Source organism: Kamptonema animale CS-326 (assembly GCF_028330895.1).
Classification (GTDB): domain Bacteria; phylum Cyanobacteriota; class Cyanobacteriia; order Cyanobacteriales; family Microcoleaceae; genus Kamptonema; species Kamptonema formosum.
The window spans coordinates 1-23,572 of the sequence record NZ_JAQMUA010000270.1 but is presented as its reverse complement, the minus strand read 5'-3'; the positions used below and the strand labels follow the sequence as shown (position 1 = coordinate 23,572).

Annotated in this window: 18 protein-coding genes and 1 tRNA gene; 9 read left to right on the top strand and 10 right to left on the bottom strand. The window is 41.9% G+C overall.

The genetic code is table 11. The features are described 5' to 3' along the window. Nucleotides 1–37: 37 nt before the first annotated feature. Together PN499_RS15600 and PN499_RS15595 are read right to left on the bottom strand one after the other, a co-directional pair. Nucleotides 38–487 (bottom strand): YlqD family protein, encoded by a 450-nt coding sequence (locus tag PN499_RS15600; RefSeq protein WP_007357265.1) that lies wholly within the window; start codon nt 485–487, stop codon nt 38–40. Nucleotides 488–578: 91 nt separating this feature from the next. Next, nucleotides 579–2,534 carry a long-chain fatty acid--CoA ligase gene (locus PN499_RS15595; protein WP_272032910.1) on the bottom strand — a complete coding sequence of 652 codons (1,956 nt, stop codon included), beginning with the start codon at nt 2,532–2,534 and terminating at the stop codon, nt 579–581. 231 nt (nt 2,535–2,765) lie between these two features. Here PN499_RS15595 and PN499_RS15590 point away from each other — a divergent pair, with 231 nt between their 5' ends. From PN499_RS15590 to PN499_RS15575, 4 genes are all read left to right on the top strand, one after another. Continuing rightward, complete coding sequence (locus tag PN499_RS15590; protein ID WP_272032908.1) at nt 2,766–3,851, top strand: VWA domain-containing protein; 1,086 nt, start codon at nt 2,766–2,768, stop codon at nt 3,849–3,851. Nucleotides 3,852–3,869: 18 nt separating this feature from the next. Next, on the top strand, nt 3,870–7,121 hold the full coding sequence (locus PN499_RS15585; protein ID WP_272032906.1) for a tubulin-like doman-containing protein: 3,252 nt from the start codon (nt 3,870–3,872) through the stop codon (nt 7,119–7,121). A 105-nt stretch (nt 7,122–7,226) separates the two neighbouring features. Then, on the top strand, nt 7,227–8,840 hold the full coding sequence (locus tag PN499_RS15580; RefSeq protein WP_272032905.1) for a synaptonemal complex protein 1: 1,614 nt from the start codon (nt 7,227–7,229) through the stop codon (nt 8,838–8,840). A 34-nt stretch (nt 8,841–8,874) separates the two neighbouring features. Continuing rightward, nucleotides 8,875–9,681, top strand: coding sequence for a hypothetical protein (locus PN499_RS15575; RefSeq protein WP_272032904.1), 807 nt, complete (start codon nt 8,875–8,877; stop codon nt 9,679–9,681). A gap of 37 nt (nt 9,682–9,718) precedes the next feature. Here PN499_RS15575 and purU read toward each other — a convergent pair whose 3' ends face one another. The 3 genes from purU to recQ all read right to left on the bottom strand — a co-directional run bounded on the left by purU (nt 9,719) and on the right by recQ (nt 14,113). After that, entirely contained in the window at nt 9,719–10,573 is an 855-nt protein-coding gene (gene purU / locus PN499_RS15570) for a formyltetrahydrofolate deformylase (protein WP_272032903.1), read from the bottom strand. Nucleotides 10,574–10,738: 165 nt separating this feature from the next. Beyond that, nucleotides 10,739–11,866, bottom strand: a complete 1,128-nt coding sequence (locus tag PN499_RS15565) for an AAA family ATPase (protein ID WP_272032901.1) — start codon at nt 11,864–11,866, stop codon at nt 10,739–10,741. Between the two features lie 66 nt (nt 11,867–11,932). After that, nucleotides 11,933–14,113, bottom strand: a complete 2,181-nt coding sequence (gene recQ / locus PN499_RS15560) for a DNA helicase RecQ (protein WP_272032900.1) — start codon at nt 14,111–14,113, stop codon at nt 11,933–11,935. 98 nt (nt 14,114–14,211) lie between these two features. Here recQ and PN499_RS15555 point away from each other — a divergent pair, with 98 nt between their 5' ends. After that, nucleotides 14,212–14,496 carry a DUF427 domain-containing protein gene (locus PN499_RS15555; RefSeq protein WP_272032899.1) on the top strand — a complete coding sequence of 95 codons (285 nt, stop codon included), beginning with the start codon at nt 14,212–14,214 and terminating at the stop codon, nt 14,494–14,496. A 70-nt stretch (nt 14,497–14,566) separates the two neighbouring features. Here the strand turns inward: PN499_RS15555 and PN499_RS15550 are convergent, their stop codons facing one another. Next, nucleotides 14,567–15,235: an L-threonylcarbamoyladenylate synthase gene (locus PN499_RS15550; protein WP_272032898.1), complete on the bottom strand. Its 669-nt coding sequence runs from the start codon at nt 15,233–15,235 to the stop codon at nt 14,567–14,569. A 384-nt stretch (nt 15,236–15,619) separates the two neighbouring features. Between PN499_RS15550 and larC the strand changes: the two genes are divergently transcribed. Then, nucleotides 15,620–17,041: a nickel pincer cofactor biosynthesis protein LarC gene (gene larC, locus PN499_RS15545; RefSeq protein WP_272032896.1), complete on the top strand. Its 1,422-nt coding sequence runs from the start codon at nt 15,620–15,622 to the stop codon at nt 17,039–17,041. Between the two features lie 88 nt (nt 17,042–17,129). Here the strand turns inward: larC and PN499_RS15540 are convergent, their stop codons facing one another. The 4 genes from PN499_RS15540 to ndhL form a co-directional block, all read right to left on the bottom strand. Continuing rightward, nucleotides 17,130–17,738 (bottom strand): DUF6658 family protein, encoded by a 609-nt coding sequence (locus PN499_RS15540; RefSeq protein ID WP_272032895.1) that lies wholly within the window; start codon nt 17,736–17,738, stop codon nt 17,130–17,132. Nucleotides 17,739–18,233: 495 nt separating this feature from the next. Beyond that, nucleotides 18,234–19,031, bottom strand: coding sequence for a tryptophan synthase subunit alpha (gene trpA, locus PN499_RS15535; protein ID WP_272032894.1), 798 nt, complete (start codon nt 19,029–19,031; stop codon nt 18,234–18,236). Between the two features lie 294 nt (nt 19,032–19,325). After that, nucleotides 19,326–19,634, bottom strand: coding sequence for a DUF3007 family protein (locus PN499_RS15530; protein WP_272032893.1), 309 nt, complete (start codon nt 19,632–19,634; stop codon nt 19,326–19,328). Further along, on the bottom strand, nt 19,635–19,850 hold the full coding sequence (gene ndhL / locus PN499_RS15525) for an NAD(P)H-quinone oxidoreductase subunit L (protein ID WP_272032892.1): 216 nt from the start codon (nt 19,848–19,850) through the stop codon (nt 19,635–19,637). 206 nt (nt 19,851–20,056) lie between these two features. Here ndhL and PN499_RS15520 point away from each other — a divergent pair. From PN499_RS15520 to guaA, 3 genes are all read left to right on the top strand, one after another. After that, nucleotides 20,057–20,141 (top strand) — tRNA-Leu (locus PN499_RS15520). Nucleotides 20,142–20,585: 444 nt separating this feature from the next. After that, the gene (gene cbiD, locus PN499_RS15515) at nt 20,586–21,701 is read left to right on the top strand and encodes a cobalt-precorrin-5B (C(1))-methyltransferase CbiD (RefSeq protein WP_272032891.1); all 1,116 of its coding nucleotides are present in this window, start codon (nt 20,586–20,588) and stop codon (nt 21,699–21,701) included. A 187-nt stretch (nt 21,702–21,888) separates the two neighbouring features. Continuing rightward, nucleotides 21,889–23,436, top strand: a complete 1,548-nt coding sequence (gene guaA, locus PN499_RS15510) for a glutamine-hydrolyzing GMP synthase (RefSeq protein WP_272032936.1) — start codon at nt 21,889–21,891, stop codon at nt 23,434–23,436. Nucleotides 23,437–23,572: the final 136 nt, after the last annotated feature.

The window sequence follows — 23,572 nt, the reverse complement described above, 5'->3', positions numbered from 1 at the left end:
CCAAATTCTCAATTACCAAATTACTCAGAATTGCCCTCTAAATATCCCCGCGAATTTCTTCAACTAAACCGTCCCGCAGGAGCACTTCTACCTGCATTTTTTGAATTAAGTTATCTCCCGTCTTGACGCTGAATATGCTTTCTATTTGACCTTGGGCAACTTCTTGTTCGAGATCTAATATCTGCACTTGGTTGAGTTGTTGAAGGCTTTGATTTTTCTGATCTAGCAGTTCGCTTTTCTTTTGATTTACCTGCACTTGAATGTTCTCTATTTGCTGCACTACCTGCGGGCCAGGTGGTTGCAGACTTTGCCGTTGAATATCACTAATCATCCGCTGCCCTTGCATTTCTAGTTGTTGAAGTTGCGAATCTATTTGGTTAATTTGGGCTTGAAGTTGCTGTTGAGCCTCTTCTTTCCAGCGGGGAGTAACGATGACTTTAACGTTAATCGCTCGTTTCAGGAGTAATTGATTGTTGGAGACATCCATAAAGATTTTGATTGTGTTTGTTGTCAGTTGCCAGTTAGAAATTGTTTAGAAGGGGAAGGGAAGATCGTTTTGACTACTCCCCTGACCGCTGTTACTTAAACATCTCGTTAATCATATCGCGGTAGTGTTCCATTACAACAGGGCGCTTAATTTTCAGGGTTTGGGTCAGCATCCCATTTTCCACTGAAAACGGCTCCAGAATCAGACGGAAGGAGCCGATGCGGTCGTCTGGGCGGTATCCAGGGCGGTTTTGCACTTCTCGGTTCAATTCTTGGCGGAATAAATCCTGAACTGCCTTGCTATTCCAGTCTATTTCCTGTAGGGAGGGATTCAGACTGGCTATCCACTTCTGTAAGGCTTCGTGATTCGGTACGATTAATGCACCCAGGAATTTTTGATCTTGACCTACTAGCATAATTTGATCGATGTAGGCGCTGCGGAGGCTAGCATCTTCTATCGGCTGAGGTTCGATGTTTTCGCCGTTTGTAAGTACGATTGTATCTTTTGCCCGACCGGTTAATATTAAATCGTTCCCCGGTGTCATCCAGCCTAAATCTCCTGTATCAAACCAGCCTTCTTTATCTATTGCTTTAGCTGTGGCTTGGGGGTTTAAATAGTAGCCTTTCATAATTTGCGGCCCCCGCCCTAAAACTAGGCCGATTTGTCCGATGGGAAGTGGTTTGCGAGTTTCGGGGTCAACTATTTTGATTTCTGTTTCTGGCAGTGGTTGTCCTGCCGATCCCCTTAGATTATGCCAAGGACGGCGGACTGTAAGCACTGGGGAGGTTTCGGTTAAACCGTATCCTACTAATAAGTTGATACCCGTGATTTCAAAGAAGTTATCTAAGTGCATGGCTAAGGAACCGCCGCCGCTGATCGCACATTTGAATTGTCCGCCTGTAGCTTGGCGAACTTTTTGATAAATTAGTTTTTCGCCGATGGCATGGAGGGGCGAAAGTAGAATAGTTTTAATTTGAGCTGTTAATTTTTGCGCGGGAGTTGGGGGTTCTAAATTGAGGGTTAAATCTTGGGCAATGCGGCGAGATTGTATGTACTTAAGGCTGGCTCCTAAGAGAAAGTTTACTAGCTTTTGTTTGTTGGCTGGTTGTTCGCGAAATTGCTTTTGTGCGGCTTCATAAATTGAGTCCCAAATGCGGGGAACGCTGACCATATATTGGGGTTTACAGGTTTTAAAGTCTTGTTTAAAATAGCGGATGCTGGTGTAAATTTGAGTGCATCCTTGGGAGAGTAGGTAGTATTCAACGGTGCGTTCGTAGGCGTGCCAACTGGGAAGAATGCTGAGGGCGGATTCTCCTGGGTGGGGTTGAAGAATAACGCCGAAGGTGGTGATTTGGTGTAAAAGGTTGCCGTGCGTGAGGATAACGCCTTTGGGCTTGCCTGTGGTGCCGGAGGTGTAGAGTAGGGTGGCTAGGGTGTGACGTTTGTGATTGGTGGGTTTGAGGGGGCGATTGGCTCCTGTGGCGATGACTTCGGAAAATTTGATGACTGTGAGGGTTTCACTTTTTTCTGGTTCTTCGTCGGAGAGGAGGATGATGAATTGGATGGGTAAGTCGGGGAGGCGATCGCGCAGTTTTCGCAATAGTGCTGAGTTTTCCACTATCAGGGCTGTGCTGCCGCTATCTTGGAGGATATATAGTAGTTCTTCGGGATCTGCGCCTGCACCCCGCACGACATCGGCGGCTCCTGCGGTCATTATCCCTTGATCGGCTATCATCCAGCGGGGACTGTTGTCGGCAAAAAGGGCGATGCGATCGGGAACATCTCCTTCTTCTGTTGACTCAATTCCTAATGCTTGTAAGCCGGCAGCAAATTGTTGAATTTGCTCGTACAACTCAGCATAGGTCAGTTTGACTTCGGGCTGAGAGTGGGGGTCATTAAGGGCAATTACTTGAGAGAATCTCTGTTTGGCAATTGGCCAAATTTCAGGAAGAGATTGTAGGGAAGTGTAATCTTCTACGGTGTTGAGGTTGGTGCGTTCGATTTCGCTAATCTGGTGGGCAGAAATGGAATCTGTGGGGCGGTTCATAGGGTATTTCCTGAGTTTTTAGAGAGAAAATTATTGACTACAACTTTAATATCAGAGATATTTTAAAGATGATGGAGGAGTTTAGGGACAGTTTGCAAACCTGTCCTTAGCTCTATTCTTACAGTTCTTGTAGTATAATACTCCAAATAAGTTTAGGGTTCTACTTTCTTGGCTGAGTTTTGTCAGGCAGTTACTCCAGGGCAACCGCTTGCCCCTTTACAAAAAACGGGCATGGAATTGGTTGCTCGTCTTCACGGCGGACGCGATGTAGTTTTGGCAATTGATTTAACGGAGAGTGTTGGCCTTAATGATGAGGGTCGCATCCGTTTGCGTCAGATAGTTGAGGATAGTTTGCGGCCGGGAGATACGGTCTATGTTGTGCCTTTTGCAACCACAGTAAATCCTCTGGCGGCTAATGTCAATCCTTTGCTCCCAGAAACTTCTATTAAATTTAATGGCAAGAAGGATCTCGACCTAATTTTACAAGCTATTCCTTTTCAGTCTAATCTAAATTTTCAAAATACAGATATTCAACAGGCAGAACTTACTATTTATCAAGGTCTGGTAAATATTAATCAGTGTCATTTGTCACAGAATCAACCAATTAAACCTCAGTCTGTAGTTTGGATTAGCGATGCACCCTTATTTACTCAGTCGCCTGCGAGTTCGGGGGAGTGGGTAGAAACGCCTGCTGATAGTCAGTTTCGGATTGGGAATTCTGAAGCGAGTCAACAGCGTCAAAGTTGGCTTCAGGTATTGCCTTTACGGGAGCGATCGCTAGCCATTAAAACTAAAGATAATAAGCAATATAAATTAAGTGTAGTTGATATTTCTCCCAATGTACAAGAGTTTTGTACACCAGCACCGGGAGGGCGAGAAACTTGTTTAGTTTCTGCTTATTTATTGAATCAGTTATGGTTGCCTGTGTTAATTTCGGGAATTGCCTTGGCTGGTGTTGTAGTTACGGGCAGCAAGTTCTGGCGGCTGCAAAGGAAATGGACTCTGGCTGTAGATTTGAGGGCAACAGCGAAAGAGGATGACCAAGTATGCTATCTGGGAAATAATCAAAGAATTGCAATTGGCGAGTACGAATCTAGCTGTGCTGATTCAATTGATACTCCAGGGCCAGAAGTCAGAGCTTATTTATTACGAAAGGGGGAGAAACTTTATTTAGAACCAACTGGAGAGGCGGCTATTTTTTTGAATGGGAAAGAAGTGATAGAGCGGACTTTGATAACTAATACTACCAGGATTAGGCTCAATTGTCCCGATGCAAAAAAAAGAGAATACGAGATTGTAATTCAAGTTAAAAAATAAACGATCGGGGATATAAATATGACTCAATCTACAAGCAGCGATCGGCAAGTGCGGGGTATAAACAGGACTGTTTGCATTGGTTTAGGGGGTACGGGCAGAGATGTTTTAATGCGAATTCGCCGCTTAATTGTAGATCGCTATGGCGATTTAAACCAGTTGCCAATTGTGAGTTTTGTTCATATTGATACTGATAAAGCAGCAACCCAAGTATCGGGTTTGCGAACTGGTAGTACCTATCATGGTGTTGACCTCAGTTTTCGCGACTCTGAAAAAGTAGGCGCGACCATGACATCAGCAGAAGTAACTAACTTTGTACAAGGCTTAGAACGACGTTCTAACTACGATCGGCAAGGGCCTTACGACCATATTGCTCGCTGGTTTCCACCCCAATTACTACGCAATATTAAAGCAGTAGAAGAGGGAGCAAAAGGAATTAGACCTGTAGGTAGATTAGCTTTTTTTCACAATTATCAAAAGATTAAAACCGCCGTTGAAACCGCAGAAAGACGGACGCGGGGACACGAAGCAACTTTACTAAAATCGGGCTTAAGAATTGAACCCGGATTGAATATTTTCGTCGTAGGTTCTCTGTGCGGCGGAACTGGTAGCGGAATGTTTTTAGATATTGCTTATAGCCTCAGACAAGCTTATGGCGAACAAGGGGCTCAAATTGTGGGCTATTTGGTGATTAGTCCGCAGTTATACGGCAATACTTCTAACATGAGTGCCAATACTTATGCTGCACTTAAGGAACTGAATTATTACACCACTCCCGGCACTAAATTTGAGGCTTGTTATGATATGCAAGACTTAGTTTTAGTGCAGGAATCGCGGCCGCCTTTTGACTATGCTTATTTAGTTTCTAATCAAACTGCGGGGGAGTATTCGATTCTGGAACAGCGCAAATTATGTAATGTAATTGCTCATAAAATTGCACTGGATTTTTCAGGAGAATTAGCGCCTGTAGTTAAGGGAATGCGGGATAATTTCTTGCAGCATTTAATTCAGTGGGACGGCCACCCGCGACCGAATATTCAGCGGTATTTAACTTTCGGACTGGCAGCGATTTATTTTCCCCGCGATATTATTGTACAAATTGCTTTGACTCGAATTAGTTTAAAATTAGTAACATTCTGGTTAAATGGAGAGGGACAAAGCCCAGATCCACAATTGTTACTTGAACAGTTTTTAATTCAGTATCGCTGGCATAGCGATTTAGCTAATCGGGATGGTTTTACTACTAGATTAGCGGAAGCTGTACAAGAATCGAACAAGACTTTTGTTAGTACCCTCAATACTTGGAGAAATGCTAAGTTAGAGCGAGTAATTAATGATTGTAAAAGTAAGGATGACCGGATTGGAATTAGGCAAACATTACCGCGAGAGTTTAGAGAGCAGTTTCGCAAAACTCAGCCTGGAGAAACTGAGAGTACGAGGGGAATTTGGCTGACAAGATTGTTACAAATTCGTCCGACGATTACAGAACAGCTTAAGCAGGACATCGATCAGTTTTTGGCGAGTTTATTGACTCCGGGAAATGTAAAGTTTTCGATTAAAAGCGGTCGTGATTGGTTGGATGCTTTGGAGACTGATTTGAATAGTTATCAACGTCAGTTGGAGGAGGAGATTACTAATTTTGGAGGAAATCGTAAATTAGAAGATGTGGAGAAGAAATGGCGCGATGCAGAGGAAATAATTGAGGATATTGAGCAGAGATTTGAGTTGCCAATTGTGGGTAGTAAAAATCGGCAAGTGCAAGCTGAAGCTAAAAGGGTTGTGCGGGAAGTTTGCGATTTAATTAAGCACAATTTTGATTTAGCTGTGACTCAGGAAGCTTTGCAAATTGTGGGTAGTTTGCAGAAGCACGTTTTAGAACGTGCAACTCAAGTAGCTGGTTTTAACCGCGTAGCGGATAATTTAAAGAGTGACTATGAGAAGGAGGAAAGCGATTTAAGGCAATTGAATTTTGATGAGATGAGTGGCGAGGCAATTTTTGACAATGAGGATATTGAGGGGTGTTATAAAACTTTGCTACCAGAGCAAGATTTTCGCTCTCAGTTGGTGTTAGTAAGTAAGGAAATTACACAAGTTTCGGTAGTGGGAGATTCGATCGCTTATTTGATGGATAAGACGACTCAAATACAACTACAAAAAGAAATTGATTTGACCGTTGATAGGTTATTTGGTTCTCGCAGCACTCAGATTGTGCAATCCGTGATTAAGCGTTTTATCCAAAATTATTCGATACAGGATCGTTCGACTCGTTTGGGACAAATTAGACAGCAAGCTGAACCCCTGCTCCGTTTAAATTTGAGCGATCCTTACTTTCGGAATAGTCCTGCGAAAAGAAGCGATTTGGTGGGTTTTAAGGATACTGACGAGTCAGAAGTGCAGCAGTTTAAAATTACTCTGGGACGAGATTTGGGAATTGCTGAAAGTGTTTTGAAACCTACTCAAGCTGAGGATGAAATTTTAATTGTGACTGAGTATGCGGGGTTTCCACTGAGACTAATTAGCGGTTTGGAACAGATGCGAAATCCTTACATTCGCGAAGGAAATTCGGAGAGTTCTTTTCTGCACAACGACTACCGAATCACCTTCACTGATATTATTCCGCCTGATGCTCTGAAAATCGAGGAATTAGAGGATGTTTTTTATCCTTGTTTGGCGTTCGATCTGATTGGTAAAAATGCTGATACTCAGCAGTTAGAGTTTCAGTATTATGACGACTTACGTGACTGTTATTATACTGCTGGGATTAGTCCGGTATGGAATCAAGCACTCGAAGAATTGGCTAATCGGCGGGATATGACTGATGCTTTAAAGGGGTTTTTAGAGAGAGCAATTGCTCAGATTGAAAAACATCCCGCTCTTTGGGAGAAAGATTATTTACCGAAATTACGGCAATTTGTAAATCTGGTAGATAACTTGACAGAAGATAGTCCTAATTATCCTTACAGAGCTACAGTGGTTGGAGTTCCAGCCACTACTGAAATACCTGCTAAGGAAGGGATTATTAATCGTTTTCGCAAACAGATGGAGGAACGATTTAAAAGTTCGCTAAATCCTAATATTTCCCCTCGCGGAATCGGTGCTTATCAGCAAGTTACCCAGCCAGAAATAGTTGTTGAACCTACTGATGTTGTCGATAATCGTACTAAGAGACGGCAAGAATTGGAGCGGTTGAAACAGGATATCAATGATGGGATTGTTACCGATAAGGAGTATGAAAAGTTGCGGGAAGATATTTTGAAAAAATATCCGATTTGATTCATACAGGACTTACGCCGTATCAGCTAAACACAAAGGGTGGCGATTACTTCGCTTCGCTCGTAATGACAGAGATACATTTTTGTGTGTAAGTCCTATTAGATAATGGCGGGGATTTCCCCGCCACAGCTCTATAAAAAACTTAATATTGGAGTGTCTTTACTGATGTTTGAATGGTTGAATTTATTTCCAGTATACTTACTTGTTCCCACTATAGTGCTAGTAATTTTACCTGCTTTATTTGCTGCACTTCAACGAATTAGTCTTTATGGCAATTTAGTGCAAAAGACAAAAGAAGTAAGATTGCTGCTGAAGGATAACCAAGCAGGCTCGAAACCGAGAATTGTAGAAGACTTGGAAAGTAGATTTAAAGCTGCTAGCGAGTACCTAGAAGAAGTTAATTCAGCGGCTTTAATTGATGGGATTTATAGTCAACAAAAATTGAGGTTTTTGGGAATATCCTTTAATTACGATCGCGTTGATTATTTTTGTCGGATTTTGCCTAATCTGTTGCTATCTTTTGGTTTGTTAGGAACTTTTCTAGGAATTACGCTTAACTTATCTAGTCTGAGTCAAACCCTTCAAGAAAGTAAAGATACTAATTTATTACTTAATGAATTGCAAGTACCCCTGAAAGGGATGGGAATTGCCTTTATTAGCAGTTTAATTGCAGTATTTTTTAGTTCCACCTTGACTGTGGTTAATCTAATTTGGAATACAGGTTTAGCTAAGTCACAGTTAATTAGCTCTTTAGAAGATTATTTAGATAATGTTTATCAGCCAACAGTACAGGGGAAAACTCGGCTTGATAAAGTAGTTAAAGGGATGGCAGATACCTTTGACAACTTTTTAACTAGATTTGGTCAAACTGTCCGCGAGGGTGTAGAATCTGCTCTCAAAGATAAGATTCAAGAAATTATTGAAGCTAACCTTAAGGCTGCTAATTTAGCCGAACAAGTTTACGGGGGGTTAGCTGAAGCTTCGGGTTCAATCTCAAGAGGTGCTAATGAATTGAAAGAAGCTGCTGGGAAATTTATCGAAGTATCTAAAGCCTTTGAGAAAAATGAGTTTCCCCAAAAATTGTCACTAGCTACAACTAATTTAGCTAATGTTCAAAATAACTTTTCTAATTCCTCATCAAGTCTAGCTGATAGCGTTCAATCTCTTGGCAATATCTTGAGTCAAATTGAGGATTTTAGTCAAGAGTTGGTAAACATGACAGCAGAAATTAGTAGACTTAATCAAAGTTCAATACAAGTGTTAGAATTGCATCAAATTAATCAACAGTCACTTAGTCAGATTATTCCCAAATTTCAGCAAGGATCTCAAAGTTTTGAGTCTGCTGTCACAACTCTTGACAAGCTACAGAAACGAGTCGTGGTTAGAGTAGATAGTTTAGACAAAGTGCAAGTTGAGTTAACAAACTTAGTACAAACTATCAATAACTATACGAACCAGGTTAATCAGAGTATGGATACTTTGACTGTTAGGGTTGCAGAAACTATGAATAATCAAACTGACAGTAACAAGTTACAATCGCAAACGATAGCCACAAGTATTGAGGAATATGTAAATCATCTTAGGGACATAAAATATGAGCTTGCTGAATTGGTAGAAACATTAAAAGAAAACTTAGAAAGTCCGGTTGTAGATAGGCATATAAGCGATAAAAATCTATTGAAAGAGTTAGAAAAACCCGAAAATACGCCGAATGAATAAGTACAAATTCAACCACAACTGAGAACTTTAAATTATGCGTCGCCGCGATCGTTCCACAGATTCCGATGAAGACCTCAATATCTGGCCTGCTTTTACAGATTTGATGTCTAACGCCTTTATGATTATCAATTTATTTCTCTTGTTAGCTTTAGTCAAATCTGTCTTCTTAAAATCAACCGCAGAAAATACAAGTGACCAACTGGCTAAAGCTCAAAGAGAAATCGCAGAGATTACGCAAATACTTAATAGTTCAAAATCCGAATTCCAGCTAAAAAATAATTATCTTAATGAAAAAGAAAATGAAATTAAAGGACTTCAACAAAAAATAGAAAGTTTACAATCTCCACCTTTAATTATCATTAAAGACTCCGATATAGATTCTGAAAAACGCCCTCTTAAATTTGAAGCCGGACGAGCGGATTTACCAGAGGGTCTGCGTTTATTTATCGATAACAATGTAGTCAATCAACTTGAAAGTTTTGCCAAGCAATATCCCGGCTATGTTGTAGAAATAATTGGTCATACTGACGGTCAAGAAACAGTAGCACCGATTAGCAATCTCGATCAAACTTTAGAAAATGTAGCCATTGGCAATGAATCTGTCAGTAATTTAAAAGCCGGTTCTAATGCAGATTTAGGATTAATGCGGGCTTTAGCAGTAGTCAAAAATTTGCAAGCAGTTCAACAAAAAACAGGTCAGCTACAAGGTTTAAAATTCCGCGCTTATTCAGCAGCACAACTATTTTTACCGACTGGAGAATACGCCCCAAGCGATCGCACTCCCGATCCCACTAGGAGACGTATCGAAATTCGCTTTACACCCCCGGCTGTTGAAAAATAGCTTTAGTTTTACTATTAAAATATTTTATTGGCTCTCCTCACTCAAATACAACTGTCTTATTCCCATAAACTAAGACACGGTTTCGCAAGTGCGATCGCACTGCTCTTGCTAGCACTATTCGCTCTAAATCTTTGCCTTTGCGAATTAAGTCTGAGACTTCATCTCGGTGACTAACTCGCTCGACATCTTGCTCTATAATCGGCCCTGCATCTAAGTCTGATGTCACATAATGTGCAGTTGCGCCGATAATCTTTACTCCTCGTTCATAGGCGCGTTCGTAAGGTTTTGCGCCGACAAAAGCGGGCAAAAATGAGTGATGAATGTTGATAATTTTGGGGAAATTAGCAATAAATTCAGCACTCAAAATCTGCATATATTTAGCTAGTACAACTAAATCTATGTTATACTGATTTAATAATTTTAAATGTTGGGCTTCCTGTTCGGATTTGCTATCTTTGCTAATCGGAATATGGTAGAAATCTGCACCACACCGATCGGCAATTGGCTTTAAGTTGGGATGGTTGCTGATAATTAAAGGAATTTCCGCTAAAAGTTCTTGAGATTGTTGTCGCCAAATCAAATCTAACAAACAATGGTCTTGGCGGCTTACCCAAATAGCCATTCGCCGTATTGTATCGGAAAAGTGTAGTTGCCAGTTAGCTTCGAGGGGTTGCGCGATCGCACTGAAAGCGGGTGCTATTTCTTCTCTGGATAAATCAAATCCTTCTAATTGCCATTCTATCCTAGTAAGGAACAGTCCAGCCGCAAAGTCTGTGTGTTGATCGGCGTGGATAATATTCCCATTATGTCCATAGATGAAGTTGGCAAATTTAGCAACAAGTCCGCGTCGATCTGGACAAGAAATTAGTAAAGTTGCGGTGGGGTTAGTCATAGGTAATTAAAAGTTTAATTAGTTTTGTAATTGCGATCTAATTGTATTACAAAAATCGATAAAATACCTGAAGCTAGTCAAATGTTGAGGCCCCTGTTGAATTATTGCCACTAACTGATCTAAATAAAATGGTTTTAATACATCCCACAAGAAAATACAAATTCATTAAACTTTTATTCCTTCGCTATACTCTTCTAGATTAATCAATTGCAGAAATGCCTGATGTCTAGATTTTCCCAAATTAAAATCCTTGGCATCTCTTACCGTTACTACGCCACCTCGGCGAGTTACTATTTTCCAGTATTCCATTGCAATGTTATTGATAATATATGGGTGATGACTGGTGAGAATGAATTGCAGACTTTCGTTTTTTAGTAATGAAGCAGTGACAACATGAATACAGTTAACACCTAAACTATTTTCAAACTCATCGATAACAATTACACTTTCTTCAGGTGCTAAGATGAGTTCACTAATATGAATGAGTGTTTTTAACATCCCTGAAGAAATGTTGTTTTGCAATATCCACTTATTAACTCCTTTTTCTTTAATTTGCACAGGGAAGTCTAGAAAAAATGGATGATTTTCATCTTCTATTAGCTCTATTTTAATATTTTCTATTTGAGGAAATATGGCTATAAAACTAGCTTTTATGACCTTCTTAAAAAAAAATGAATGGTGCTGATAAATTAAAGCCAATTTTAGGGGGATTGGCATATTACTGTCTTTAATTTTATATAACGGTAAATTCTCTTTCTTTAGATCGGCTACTGCCCTACAAGATATGCTATGAACAGCATTGAGTGAGCTATAATGTTCGCTGTATATAATTTTATTAAAACCTTTTTGAACTGGGGCAATTTTGTCTTCCTGATTTAATATATGAACTACGCTTTGAAATGGTGATAGCTTTGGTGTAATTTTTCCTTGGAATTGAATTTCATGAGGGGTTCTTTCTATAATTAGATCGCCATTTCTCCATAATTTTTCACAAATGATTTTAAATCTACTGCTTTCATCTTGATCTTCAGAAATTACTCCAGGTTGTTTTTGAGTTTCAAATTCTCCTATCCATTGGTACTCAACCTCATTTTTTGTTAAAAATGTAATATCCCAGGCTAATCCATTTAAGGACTTGCCATTAGCTATCTCCTTTAAACTGAAAATTCCTTTAAGAATTTGAGTTTTACCAACCCCCGATACACCAACTAGCAAAGCAAGATCAGAGAAATGTATGGGTTCAAATTGCCAATCTAATTCATGGTTACAAAATGATACTTTTTTAATTCTCATATTCCTCTACTGTAAAGATAATACTATTCAAATACTCTTTGTAATGCTGTCGCATTAGAGCTAAGTTTATGAATTATTTCGCCGCAACCAGGCCCGCACTAACTTAATTTCATCATAAGTATACTTCTCACCTAAAAGTTGATAAATTGGTGTTAAAGAACGATCGCCCACTAGCTCAATTGCTGTAATAATAGCTTGCTGACTCTCCAAATCTACCAACTGATTTATATCAACTTCTTGATTCATTTCTATTAACTCAGCTAAATGAGTCACAACTCTGGTAGCACGAATATCGCGAACCTCAGCGATTACGTCCACAGTTAAACCTTGCTGATGTAATTGTAAGGTTAGCATCTGAGTATGAGATGGCTGATTGGGAATATTTGAACCAGTTAAAGGTGTCGATACCGTTGGTATTCCTTGTTCTTCACAATACTCACGAATTGCCTCAATAAACTGTTTACCATACTTATCTCGCTTGCGTGTTCCTACCCCAGAAATTTTTGCAAATTCATTTAAAGTTTGAGGGCGTTGTTCTGCCATTGCCCGTAAACTAGAATCAGGAAATACCACATAAGGTGGCACAAATTGCTCGTCGGCGATTTGTTTTCTAAGTTTACGCAATACCCCAAATAATATCTCTCCTTCTGCTGCTGAATAGCGTTGAACTCCCTGCACTTCCTGTTTGCGAACAACGGCAATTTCCACAGTCCGCTGACGTTTCATTACTTCCCAACTTCTAGCATTTAATTTTAATACAGGATAGCCGTCTGTTGTTTCATCTAGTAAACCTTGATGCAGCAGAGATCGCGCTAACATTTTCCAATCTTCAGCGCTTTTTTCTTTCCCAATTCCGTAGGTAGAAAGCTTATCATGTCCGTATTGTAAAACTTTTTGACTTTTAGAACCTCGCAGCACCTCAATAATATGATTCATGCCAAATCTTTCTTTGCATCTCGCTACGCCAGAAAGGAATTTCATCGCCTCAATAGTCCAGTCTTCTAATGGTTTTTGATTGCGACAGTTATCGCATTGGCTGCAATTTCCCGGAAATTCTTCTCCAAAATAACTTAATTGAATGGTGCGGCGACAGTCGGAAGCTTCAGCGTAATCTATAACTCGGCGGAACTGTTGCGTGGCAATTCTTTGTTCTTGAGGATCGGGTTTTTGTTCGATTAAATATTCTATAGTTTTGCGATCGCCATAACCGAGAAATAAAATACATTGGGCCGGTTCTCCATCTCTGCCGGCGCGTCCTGATTCTTGATAATATCCTTCTAAATTGCGCGGCAAATTGTAATGGACAACAAAACGCACGTCAGGTTTATTAATACCCATGCCAAAGGCAACTGTCGCTACCATAATTTGCACGTCATCGCGGATGAAGCGGGTTTGATTGCTGGTGCGATCGCTATCGTTTAAGCCTGCATGGTAAGGTAAGGCAGAAATCCCAACTTGCTGAAGTTTATAGGCAAGTTCATCAACATTTTTGCGGCTGAGGCAGTAGATAATCCCTGAGCCGCCATTTTTGTCAATTATCTGTAATAATTCAGCAAAACTGTGCTTAGTTTTGGCTCGAACTTCGTAATATAAATTGGGGCGGTTGAAGCTGGCGACGTGGATATAAGGTTCTCTAAGAGCTAACTGCTGCATAATATCAAGGCGGACGCGATCGGTCGCCGTAGCAGTTAGTGCCATAATCGGAATATGGGGATAGCGATCGCGCACCTGCAATATTTGCCGATAATCTGGTCGGAAGTCGTGACCCCATTCCGAGACGCAGTGAGCCTCATCGATCGCAAAGGCCGAAATCCCCAAACTCGCGGCTACCTGGTCTAGAAAGGGCAAAAAACGCTCGCTGAGCAAACGTTCCGGGGCAACATAAAGCAGTTTAATTTTACCATCTAGAATCGCAGCTTCTCGCGATCGCGTCTCCATCAAAGAAAGAGTGCTATTGAGAAAAGTTGCCCCAATCCCATTATCCCTCAGCGATTCTACCTGGTCTTGCATCAGGGCAATTAAGGGCGACACCACCACAGTCAAGCCTGGTTTTAACAGTGCCGGTAATTGAAAACACAGCGACTTACCGCCGCCAGTCGGCATCACAATCAGCATATCCCGCTTAGAGAGAGCTGCTTCGACAATTTCCCGCTGCCCAGGACGAAAAGAGTCGTACCCAAAAAAATGTTTGAGTGCCTGTTCCAGCGATCGCGGTTGGGTAAAAGTTGGCGGTAGTAGCGCTGACATTTACAATAGTTGTCGTTGACTTCCTCATTATTTTATGCTTAAAAGAGCACAAACAGCCCTAATAATCTAAAATCTAAGATAATTAACTGGAGTAACCCATGCCAAAAGCTACTTGGAACGGAGCAGTCTTAGCCGAAAGCGACGCTTGCGAAGTTGTAGAAAATAACTATTACTTCCCCCCCGACACCATAAACCGCGAATATTTCAAAGAAAGTAGCACCCACACTACCTGCGGTTGGAAAGGAGTAGCGAGTTACTACAGCATCGAAGTCGATGGCGAAGTCAACAAAGACGCTGCTTGGTACTATCCCACCCCAAAAGAAGCAGCTAAAAATATTACAGGTCATATCGCCTTTTGGAAAGGTGTGAAAGTAGAGCGTTAACAATTAGAGTGGGTAATTTTTATAAAATTACCCACTCTAATTTGTATTCAATACTCGACCTTATAGCTACCTATTCCTCCGCCCAATTAGCTACCGCCTCCCATCCCAGTCCGCGCCTGACAATACTAGGCTTATCTTTTGTTAGATCGATAATCGTAGAAACCTGATATCTTGTTTCCGAGGTATCATCAACAATTATATCCACCAACTTTTCCAGAGAATCAAATAATTCTGCCTTGCCAAAGTTTTCTTCAGTTGCTAATGCTGCTGCGGGTGCTTTTCCCTCATCATCATTAGTAATATGAGCAGAAGTAGAAATAATCGGATTTCCTAAAGCCTCTAACAGTGCTAAGCAAAATTTTTGATCTGGGACGCGAATACCTGTAGTTTTGCGCTTAGGTTCCATCACCAATCGAGGCACTAACTTAGTTGCTGGCAATAAGAAGGTGTAGGGCCCTGGAATTAACCGCTTAATCGTGCGGTAGCCAGAATCGCTAACGACAGCATATTGAGCAATATTCGACAGAGAAGGACATAGGAATGTCAAAGGTTTATCATTAGATAAATGCTTGATCTGCCTTACCCGTTCCACTGCGGACTTAACATTAAGATCGCAGCCGATTGCGTAGACTGTATCAGTAGGATAAAGCATGACAGCCCCGGCTTGCAAGGATTTTTTAATCTTCTCGATCTTCTCTTTTTGCGGTGTTTCTGGATGTACTTGATAAATCTCAGCCATTATTTGATTTGTTGTTTGTTAGTTGTTATTTGTTAGTTGTTATTTGTTGGTTGTTATTTGTTGATTGTTGTGATAACATTTTTCTGGGTTTTAGTCCACATCAAATTTAGCAGGATATGGCACTCGCCAAGACGGATAGAGCAATCTCTATTAGTTTGAGACTCACGTAACGCCGCCTTCTAGTCGGTAAGATACCGCCTAGAAGGCGGCGTTACGGATATTTATCTAATTCCTTGGCGGTTACTATCAGAGGTGTAAGTCAGTTCTATGCAGATTTATTCAGCAGAATTAGCATCAATGGTTAATTATTAGTTATTATCCGACCCAAACCACTAACCACTAACCACTAACCACTAACCAACCACCAATAATTAACAACTAACCATGAACAAAATAGCATATTTTGAATGTCCAACTGGCATCGCGGGTGATATGTGCCTGGGTGCTCTTGTCCATGCAGGTGTTCCTATAGAATACCTGATTGCCAAACTCAATTTACTAGGCATCTCCCAGGAATATAACTTAAGAGTAGAAAGAGTTCACCGCAATACCCAACAGGCAACTAAAGTTTATGTCGATCTAAGTTTATCTTCGGAAACTGCCAAAGTTGCAGCGGAAAACCCTAATTCTGACTCAGCATTAGATCCTTCGGAAACAGAAGCGCCAACTTTTTCACACCACCATCACCACGATCGCGATCGTAGCGAGGCTCATTCCCACCATCATACCGAGTCAGAGTCACCAACCCCCCACACTCAACACCGCCATTTGCCCGAAATTGAGCAAATGATAGCCGGTGCAGGGTTGCCAAAACGCGCGGAAATTTGGAGTTTAGCAGTATTTCGGAAACTAGCAGAAGCGGAAGGTGCTGTACATGGTATCGCCCCAGAAGAGGTTCATTTTCACGAAGTGGGAGCGACTGATGCGATCGTTGATATTGTGGGTACTTGTTTGGGGTTAGACTGGTTAGATATTGACGAATTATACTGTTCCGCTTTGCCTACTGGTGGGGGTACAGTCTGGGCCGCACACGGGCGCTTAGCAGTACCTACACCTGCGGTTTTGAAGTTGTGGGAAATGCGGCAAGTACCAGTTTACAGTAATGAAATCGATCGGGAGTTATGTACGCCGACGGGAAGCGCGATCGCAGTTACTCTCTGTAAAAGTTTTGGCCCGCCGCCGTCAATGAATCTTCACCAAATTGGTTTAGGTGCGGGTTCCCGCCAATTGCCGATTCCTAATATTTTGCGGTTGTGGATAGGGGAGAAGACAGAAGGAAAAAGGAAGAAGGAAGAAGGAAGAAGGAAGAAGGAAGAGGGAAGAAGGAAGAAGGAAGAAGGAAGAGGGAATTTAGCTAATTCCCAAGAAGTTATTTGTGTGCTGGAAACCCAAATTGACGATCTTAGTCCGCAAGCGATCGCATATATCTTCGATGCTTTATTTGCCGTTGGCGCTGTCGATGTCTTTACTCAGCCAATTGTGATGAAAAAATCTCGTTTGGGCGTACTGCTGACTGCGATTTGTCATCCTGAATCTCAGCAAAATTGCGAAACCGTTATTTTTCGCGAAACTACAACTTTAGGCATTCGCCGCTCAACTCAACTGAGAACAATTTTACAGCGAGAAATTCAAAAAGTACAGACAGAGTGGGGGGAAGTGCGGGTAAAAGTTGCCAAAGATGGCGCTCGTATTACTAACGTGCAGCCAGAATATGAAGATTGTGCCAAACTAGCAAAACTTCATCATATTAGTTGGCGAGAAGTTCATCGCCTAGCAGTTTCGCACTGGCATTTTCAAAACGATTAACCATGAAAAAGCCCACTCAAGTGGGCGCTGCAACTATTTTCTCTTTCCGTCAATACTCTTGGGAAGCAGCACCCACTTCTCCCACTACTTAGTTAGTAGCTCTGTCGGCTGCGCGCTTAACATTTTCTACGCCTTGACTGACTTTAGATTTAAGGGTGTTAGCACCTTCATCAACCTTATCTGTTGCTCCGTTAGTCGCTTCATTAGCGAAATCTTTTGCTCCCTCTATACCCCGGCGAGTATTGTCCTTAATATTCTCCATTCCTTGCTTAGTATTGTCCGCAAACTCCTTAGCTTTGCGTCCGAAAGCGTCCTTATTTTCATCCAGCTTTTGACCAATTTCATCCAGCTTATCTTGGCCTTCGTCGCCTACACGCCGAATATTTTCAGGTACATTGTTACTAGCTTTGGTAGTGATACGACGTTCCGCACTATCTTTGAGCATCTGAGCTTTGGCTTCTGCTGCGGAAACATTTCCTTTATCTCTGGGGTCAGTATCTTTATAGTCGTTCATTCCGCCTTTAAATTCAGATGTCCTCGCCTCTGAAGGAACTTCTTCTCTCACCCGATCGGCAGTTTTTGCTAATACATCAGGACTATTACAGGCAGTGCTGACTAACAGTAGAACTCCAGCCATAAAAGCGGTAAAAATTTGTACGACTCGAATCTTTTTGATGGTCTCTATTAATCTGTTCATAACAATTCTCCATTTTTTTGTAAAACGCTCGCATTCCCTTTGAATTTCTATTTCTATGGGAATTTCCAGATGCTTAGCATTGCTAAACCAGATATTTGAGCACTTTTATAGCCTACAAATAAAATGATAAATTCTTCATCTGTCTCAAGTTACATTCTCAGGGCTTACCTACTGATTACCTAGTTATAATGTAACGCTGCGTTATGGTGAGTTCTTGTACCGCCAGAGGGTGACATTACACAGGAACGCAAAAGTATCCATAACGCCGCCCGCGAAGGCGGTATATTTACCGCCAAGATGACGGCCGTACTGCGATCGTGCGTAAGTCCTAATTACAAACAATTAGGCGTAATTGCTAGTAAAAAAACTTCGGTTCGCGAACCAGAAGGATGAAGGATTAATCCTTTCAAGTAAAACAATGTCTTCGATCGCGATTTTGGAGGGCGATCGCGATCGAAGACATCTGTCTAATGGCAGACAAATTTTACACTGGGTCTAATTATTTGTAATTGCTGCTTTGAGACTCTGGCAGAAATGCGCGATCGCATCTAATCCCTGTTCCGGTGTACCATCAGCTAAACGCTTGACAAAGGCACTACCCACAATTGCCGCATCTGCTCCCCATTGTTGCACTTGCCGCGCGTGTTCCGGTGCGGAAATGCCAAAACCAATGCCAATGGGTTTATCGGTGACGCTACGGAGCTCTTGCAGTAAGTCTTGTACTCGTCCCTCTAACCCGGAACGCACGCCGGTAACGCCTGTGACGCTAACTAGGTAAATGAATCCTTGAGATTGCTGTGCGATCGCTTTGATTCGGTCTTTGGGACTGGTTGGGGCAACTAATAAAACCACTTCAATGCCCATTTTACTAGCAGGTGCTAACAAACTTTCGGCTTCTTCCAGTGGTAAGTCAGGAACAACTAGCCCCTGAGCTCCAGCCTTTTTAACTTGCTGCAAAAATGTATCTATCCCTCGGTATAAAATGGGGTTATAGTAAGTGAATAGAATAATTGGCGATCGCAGTTTTGGCGAAACTTTTTCGACCATTGCTAATACGGAATCTAGTTTAGTTCCCCGTTCTAAAGCACGAGTAGCGGCCGCTTGAATTACGGGGCCATCAGCTAGGGGATCTGAGTAAGGAACTCCGAGTTCAATTATATCTGCACCGTTTTCATCTAAGATTTGCAGTGCTTTAGCAGTAGTTTCTAAGTCGGGGTCGCCGGCCGTGATGAATGGAATTAAAGCACATTTGCCTTGGCTGCGAAGGTCTTTAAAACATTGGGAAATTGTCATTGGTAATTGGTAATTGGTAATTGGTAATTGGTAATTGCTAATTGCTAATGGCTAATTGCTAATGGCTAATTGCTAATTTGTAATCGCTAATCGCTAATTAGTGTTAAATTTGGAAAAAACTTTTTTGCCTACTGCTTAATTGCTATTAGCTAAGATGTTAAGCATATAAATTGTCTAAATCCACAGGTAGGATACCTCTACTACTGAATACCAAGCTTTGAGACATACACAAGTTAAATGCGTAACAGCTTATTAGCCATTAGCTATTAGCCATTAGCCATTAGCCATTAGCCATTAGCCATTAGCTTTTTCTTGCTCAATTTCTGCTTGAATTTTGGCTAATTCTTCGGGCGTAAGTTCTTCTAACCGCTTCTGTAAGACTGCTTCTTCGTAGTCTTTGAGTTGTTGGCTGTAAGTCATATTTTGAGTTAGTGCTCGGAATAAATAGGTGAGTAGCCAACCAATTAAGCCGCCAACTAAAAAGACTTGACTCCAGATACCTGCGTTGAGGCTGTCGAGGCCGGCGAATTGTAGCAGCAGGTAGGCTACTCCCCCTGCTGCGAAAATGCCGAGACTGATTGCAATTACGTCTATACGTCGCATTTAAGCTTCAATTTGCCGCCGTTTGGGGCGAAAGTTCAAGAATGGGGCCAGGAGTAACATTCCTGGGAAGAAGAAGGATAGCATAAAGTACATGAAGCCGCGCTCTATGGAACTAGCGACGTACCAGCGATTATTGAGGTAGGCGTAGGTGAGGGCGGGTACTACTAGGAGATAGGCTCCCGCGAGGGCGGCGTACAGCAGTAGGGTAATATACATGATGTTGATTTTAGGGGATATTGACACCCGGTAACGGGATAGGCGCGATCGCTTATCCTTGATGCTGAATGATTATTGTACTGCTTGGGGGGATACAGTGTAGCTTTTGGGAAATTTTAGATTAGGCCTTGCGTAATTTTAGTGTTTGGCTGTAGAATGAAAGACTGTGGTTGCAAATGGATTAATCCCATAGCAGCTTCACAAAAGGGGGTGTGGCGGAATGGTAGACGCTACGGACTTAAAATCCGTTGACCCGAAACGGTCGTGTGGGTTCAAGTCCCTCCACCCCCATCAAATTTAAGGTTTAGAGCGCGATCGCGCTTTTGGGCAGATCGCTTAGTGTAAGCGATGGGTTCTCATTTTATTAATAACTAGCTAGTCTCCTGTTGTAGCTTGACCGACTTTATCTGGGGCGGTAGCTCCGCAAATAGGAGAAAGTATAGGCTAAGAATTTTCACATCTAGATGGTCTATGTTTTCAAATATTCTTAGAGCGGTTAACCCAGGAATATCCAGATAATTTAAATGTTGTTCAATTAGATAATTGTAGGTTTGATCGTAGTAGCAATCTCAAAATTTTCGACAACATTTTACTAATTTTTCAATCACCATATAGTCCAAAATTAAATGCGATAGAAAGAGTATTCATGCCTTTGCCGGTTAAATATTGCCGCGATCTTCTGTTTATATTGGATTTCCGGCTCAAAGGAAGGCGACTATATTGTGAATATAAACTATGACAAATACTAAACCTCGATCGGGATATACACTGCCAGTTTTTGCCTGTGCTGCTGCACTGGCTGCGCTGCGCTATTTGCATAAAGATATTTCATCCGTCGATACCGTATCAGTAGATTTAATTCAACCTGCGATCGCAGCAGAAATTCCCGTAGAGCAGGTAGCATTTCTCAAACCAGGTACGGCTTTGGCTGTAACTCGCTCCGATCCGGGAGATAATCTCGATCTCACTCGCAATACTCCTGTTTGGGCGATGGTGGAATTGGCAACTGGGGAAGAAGAGATAGTGATTGTGGGCGGTGAGGGGATAGGTTATCGCCAAGAAGGGGGAGAGGCGGCGATTTACAGCTATGCTCGGCAATTATTGCAGGAAAATTTAAGACGATCGCTACAACCAGGAGAAAAAATTACTGTTACTATTATTCTCCCCGAAGGTCGCCAATTGGCGGCACGTACCTCTAACGAGGCTTTCGGCGTTGTTGAAGGGCTTTCTCTGCTTGGCACTACGGGCATTTCTCAACCGCTGAGTGCGCCGGGTCAATTGGATGATTTCCGCTCAGAATTGCAGAAAAAAGCCGATCGCTTTGATTCTTTAGTCTTCTGTATTGGTGAAAACGGTTTAGACTTAGCGACTCAATTAGGTATTAACCCAGAAAGGTTAGTAAAAACGGCTAACTGGTTGGGGCCAATGCTCGTAGAGGCTGGAGTGCAAGGCTTGAAGTCAGTTTTGCTATTTGGTTATCACGGCAAATTGATGAAATTGGCGGGGGGAATTTTTCACACTCACCATCATCTTGCTGATGGGCGGCGAGAAATACTTACGGCTTATTGTGTAAATTCAGGACTACCGGCTGCGGTTTGTACAGAAATTTTTGCTTGCGTTACAGCCGAAGATGGACTGCAAAAATTGCGAACTCTCGATGAGAATACGGGCAGTAATTGGGTAGAGCGGGTTTACGGTGCGATCGCCTCTCAAATTGACCAAAGATCCTCAGACTATATCTTCACTCACTGCCAGCGTCATCTTACCATTGGTTCGGTACTTTTCGGTCGCGATCGCAAAATCATCCTCAAAAGTGAAATGGGCGATACACTTTTGTCTAAGATTTGTTAATCTAATGTAAATATCTCATAAAAGTTAACAGTTAACCATTAACCGTTAACCGTTAACCGTTAACCGTTAACCGTTAACCGTTAACTATTAACTATCACCATCTACCAATTAAACACTAACCGTGACTTCCCAAATACAAACTGAAGCGCCCGCAGACAACCCTGAAATCGGGCAAGTCAACCGCCAAATGCTAGTAATTCTAGACTTTGGTTCGCAATATTCAGAGCTAATTGCTCGTCGCATCCGCGAAACTCAAGTTTATTCAGAAGTAATATCTTACCGCACTACCGCACAGCAGTTAGCTACTCTCAATCCCAAAGGAATTATCCTTTCTGGCGGCCCTAGTTCTGTTTATGACGAAGGAGCTCCCCACTGCGATCCAGAAATCTGGAATTTAGGCATCCCAGTTTTGGGTGTTTGCTATGGAATGCAGTTAATGGTAAAGCAATTAGGTGGGAAAGTTGAACGGGCCAAACGAGCAGAATATGGCAAGGCTTCCCTATCAATTAACGATCCTACAGACTTGCTGACTAATGTGGAAGATGGCGCAACAATGTGGATGAGTCACGGCGATAGTTGCGTTGAATTACCCGCAGGGTTTGAAGTGCTCGCTCATACGGATAATACTCCTAGTGCTGCGATCGCGAATTACGATAAAAAGCTTTATGGCGTTCAGTTTCACCCAGAAGTAGTTCACTCCATTGGCGGTTTAGCTTTAATTCGCAATTTTGTCTACCATATTTGTGACTGCGAACCGACTTGGACAACAGAAGCTTTTGTCGAGGAATCAATTCGCGAAATCCGTGCCAGAGTTGGAGACAAACGGGTTTTGCTGGCTTTATCTGGCGGCGTGGATTCTTCCACTTTAGCTTTCTTGCTGCATAAAGCGATCGGCGCTCAATTGACTTGTATGTTTATCGATCAGGGTTTCATGCGAAAGTATGAGCCAGAAAGGTTAGTAAAGTTATTTCACGAACAGTTCCACATCGACGTGCAGTATGTAAATGCGCGCGATCGCTTCCTTGCTAAAATTGCAGGTGTTACCGATCCAGAAGTTAAACGCAAGCACATCGGTCACGAATTTATCCAAGTATTTGAAGAAGAATCTAAGCGTCTCGGCCCCTTCGATTATCTCGCTCAAGGTACTCTTTATCCAGATGTAATTGAATCTGCTGATACTAACGTAGACCCCAAAACAGGAGAGCGAGTTGCTGTTAAGATTAAGAGCCATCATAACGTCGGTGGTTTACCTAAAGATTTGCGGTTTAAGCTAATTGAACCTTTGCGAAAACTATTCAAAGATGAAGTCCGAAAACTCGGTCGTTCCATTGGATTACCAGAAGAAATTGTCAATCGCCATCCTTTCCCCGGCCCTGGTTTAGCAATTCGGATTTTAGGAGAAGTGACAGCAGAACGTTTAAATATTTTGCGAGATGCTGATTTCATCGTCCGCCAAGAAATTAATCGCCAGGGAATGTATAGCGAACTTTGGCAAGCTTTTGCGGTTTTATTACCAGTCCGCAGTGTTGGCGTTATGGGGGATCAACGCACTTATGCTTACCCCATTGTTCTGCGTTTAGTGAAGAGTGAAGATGGGATGACTGCTGATTGGGCACGAGTACCTTACGATTTTCTGGAAACTGTCTCAAATCGGATTGTTAATGAGGTGAAAGGAGTTAACCGCGTGGTTTATGATATTACTTCTAAGCCGCCTGGAACTATTGAATGGGAGTAATTGTTAGTTGTTAGTTGTTAGTTGTTAGTTGTTAGTTGTTAGTTGTTAGTTGTTATATCATGTCCGGTTAAATACTTGTCATTTTAAATATTTGTCATTGCGAGCGAAGCGAAGCAATCGCAGAGACTAGGCGATT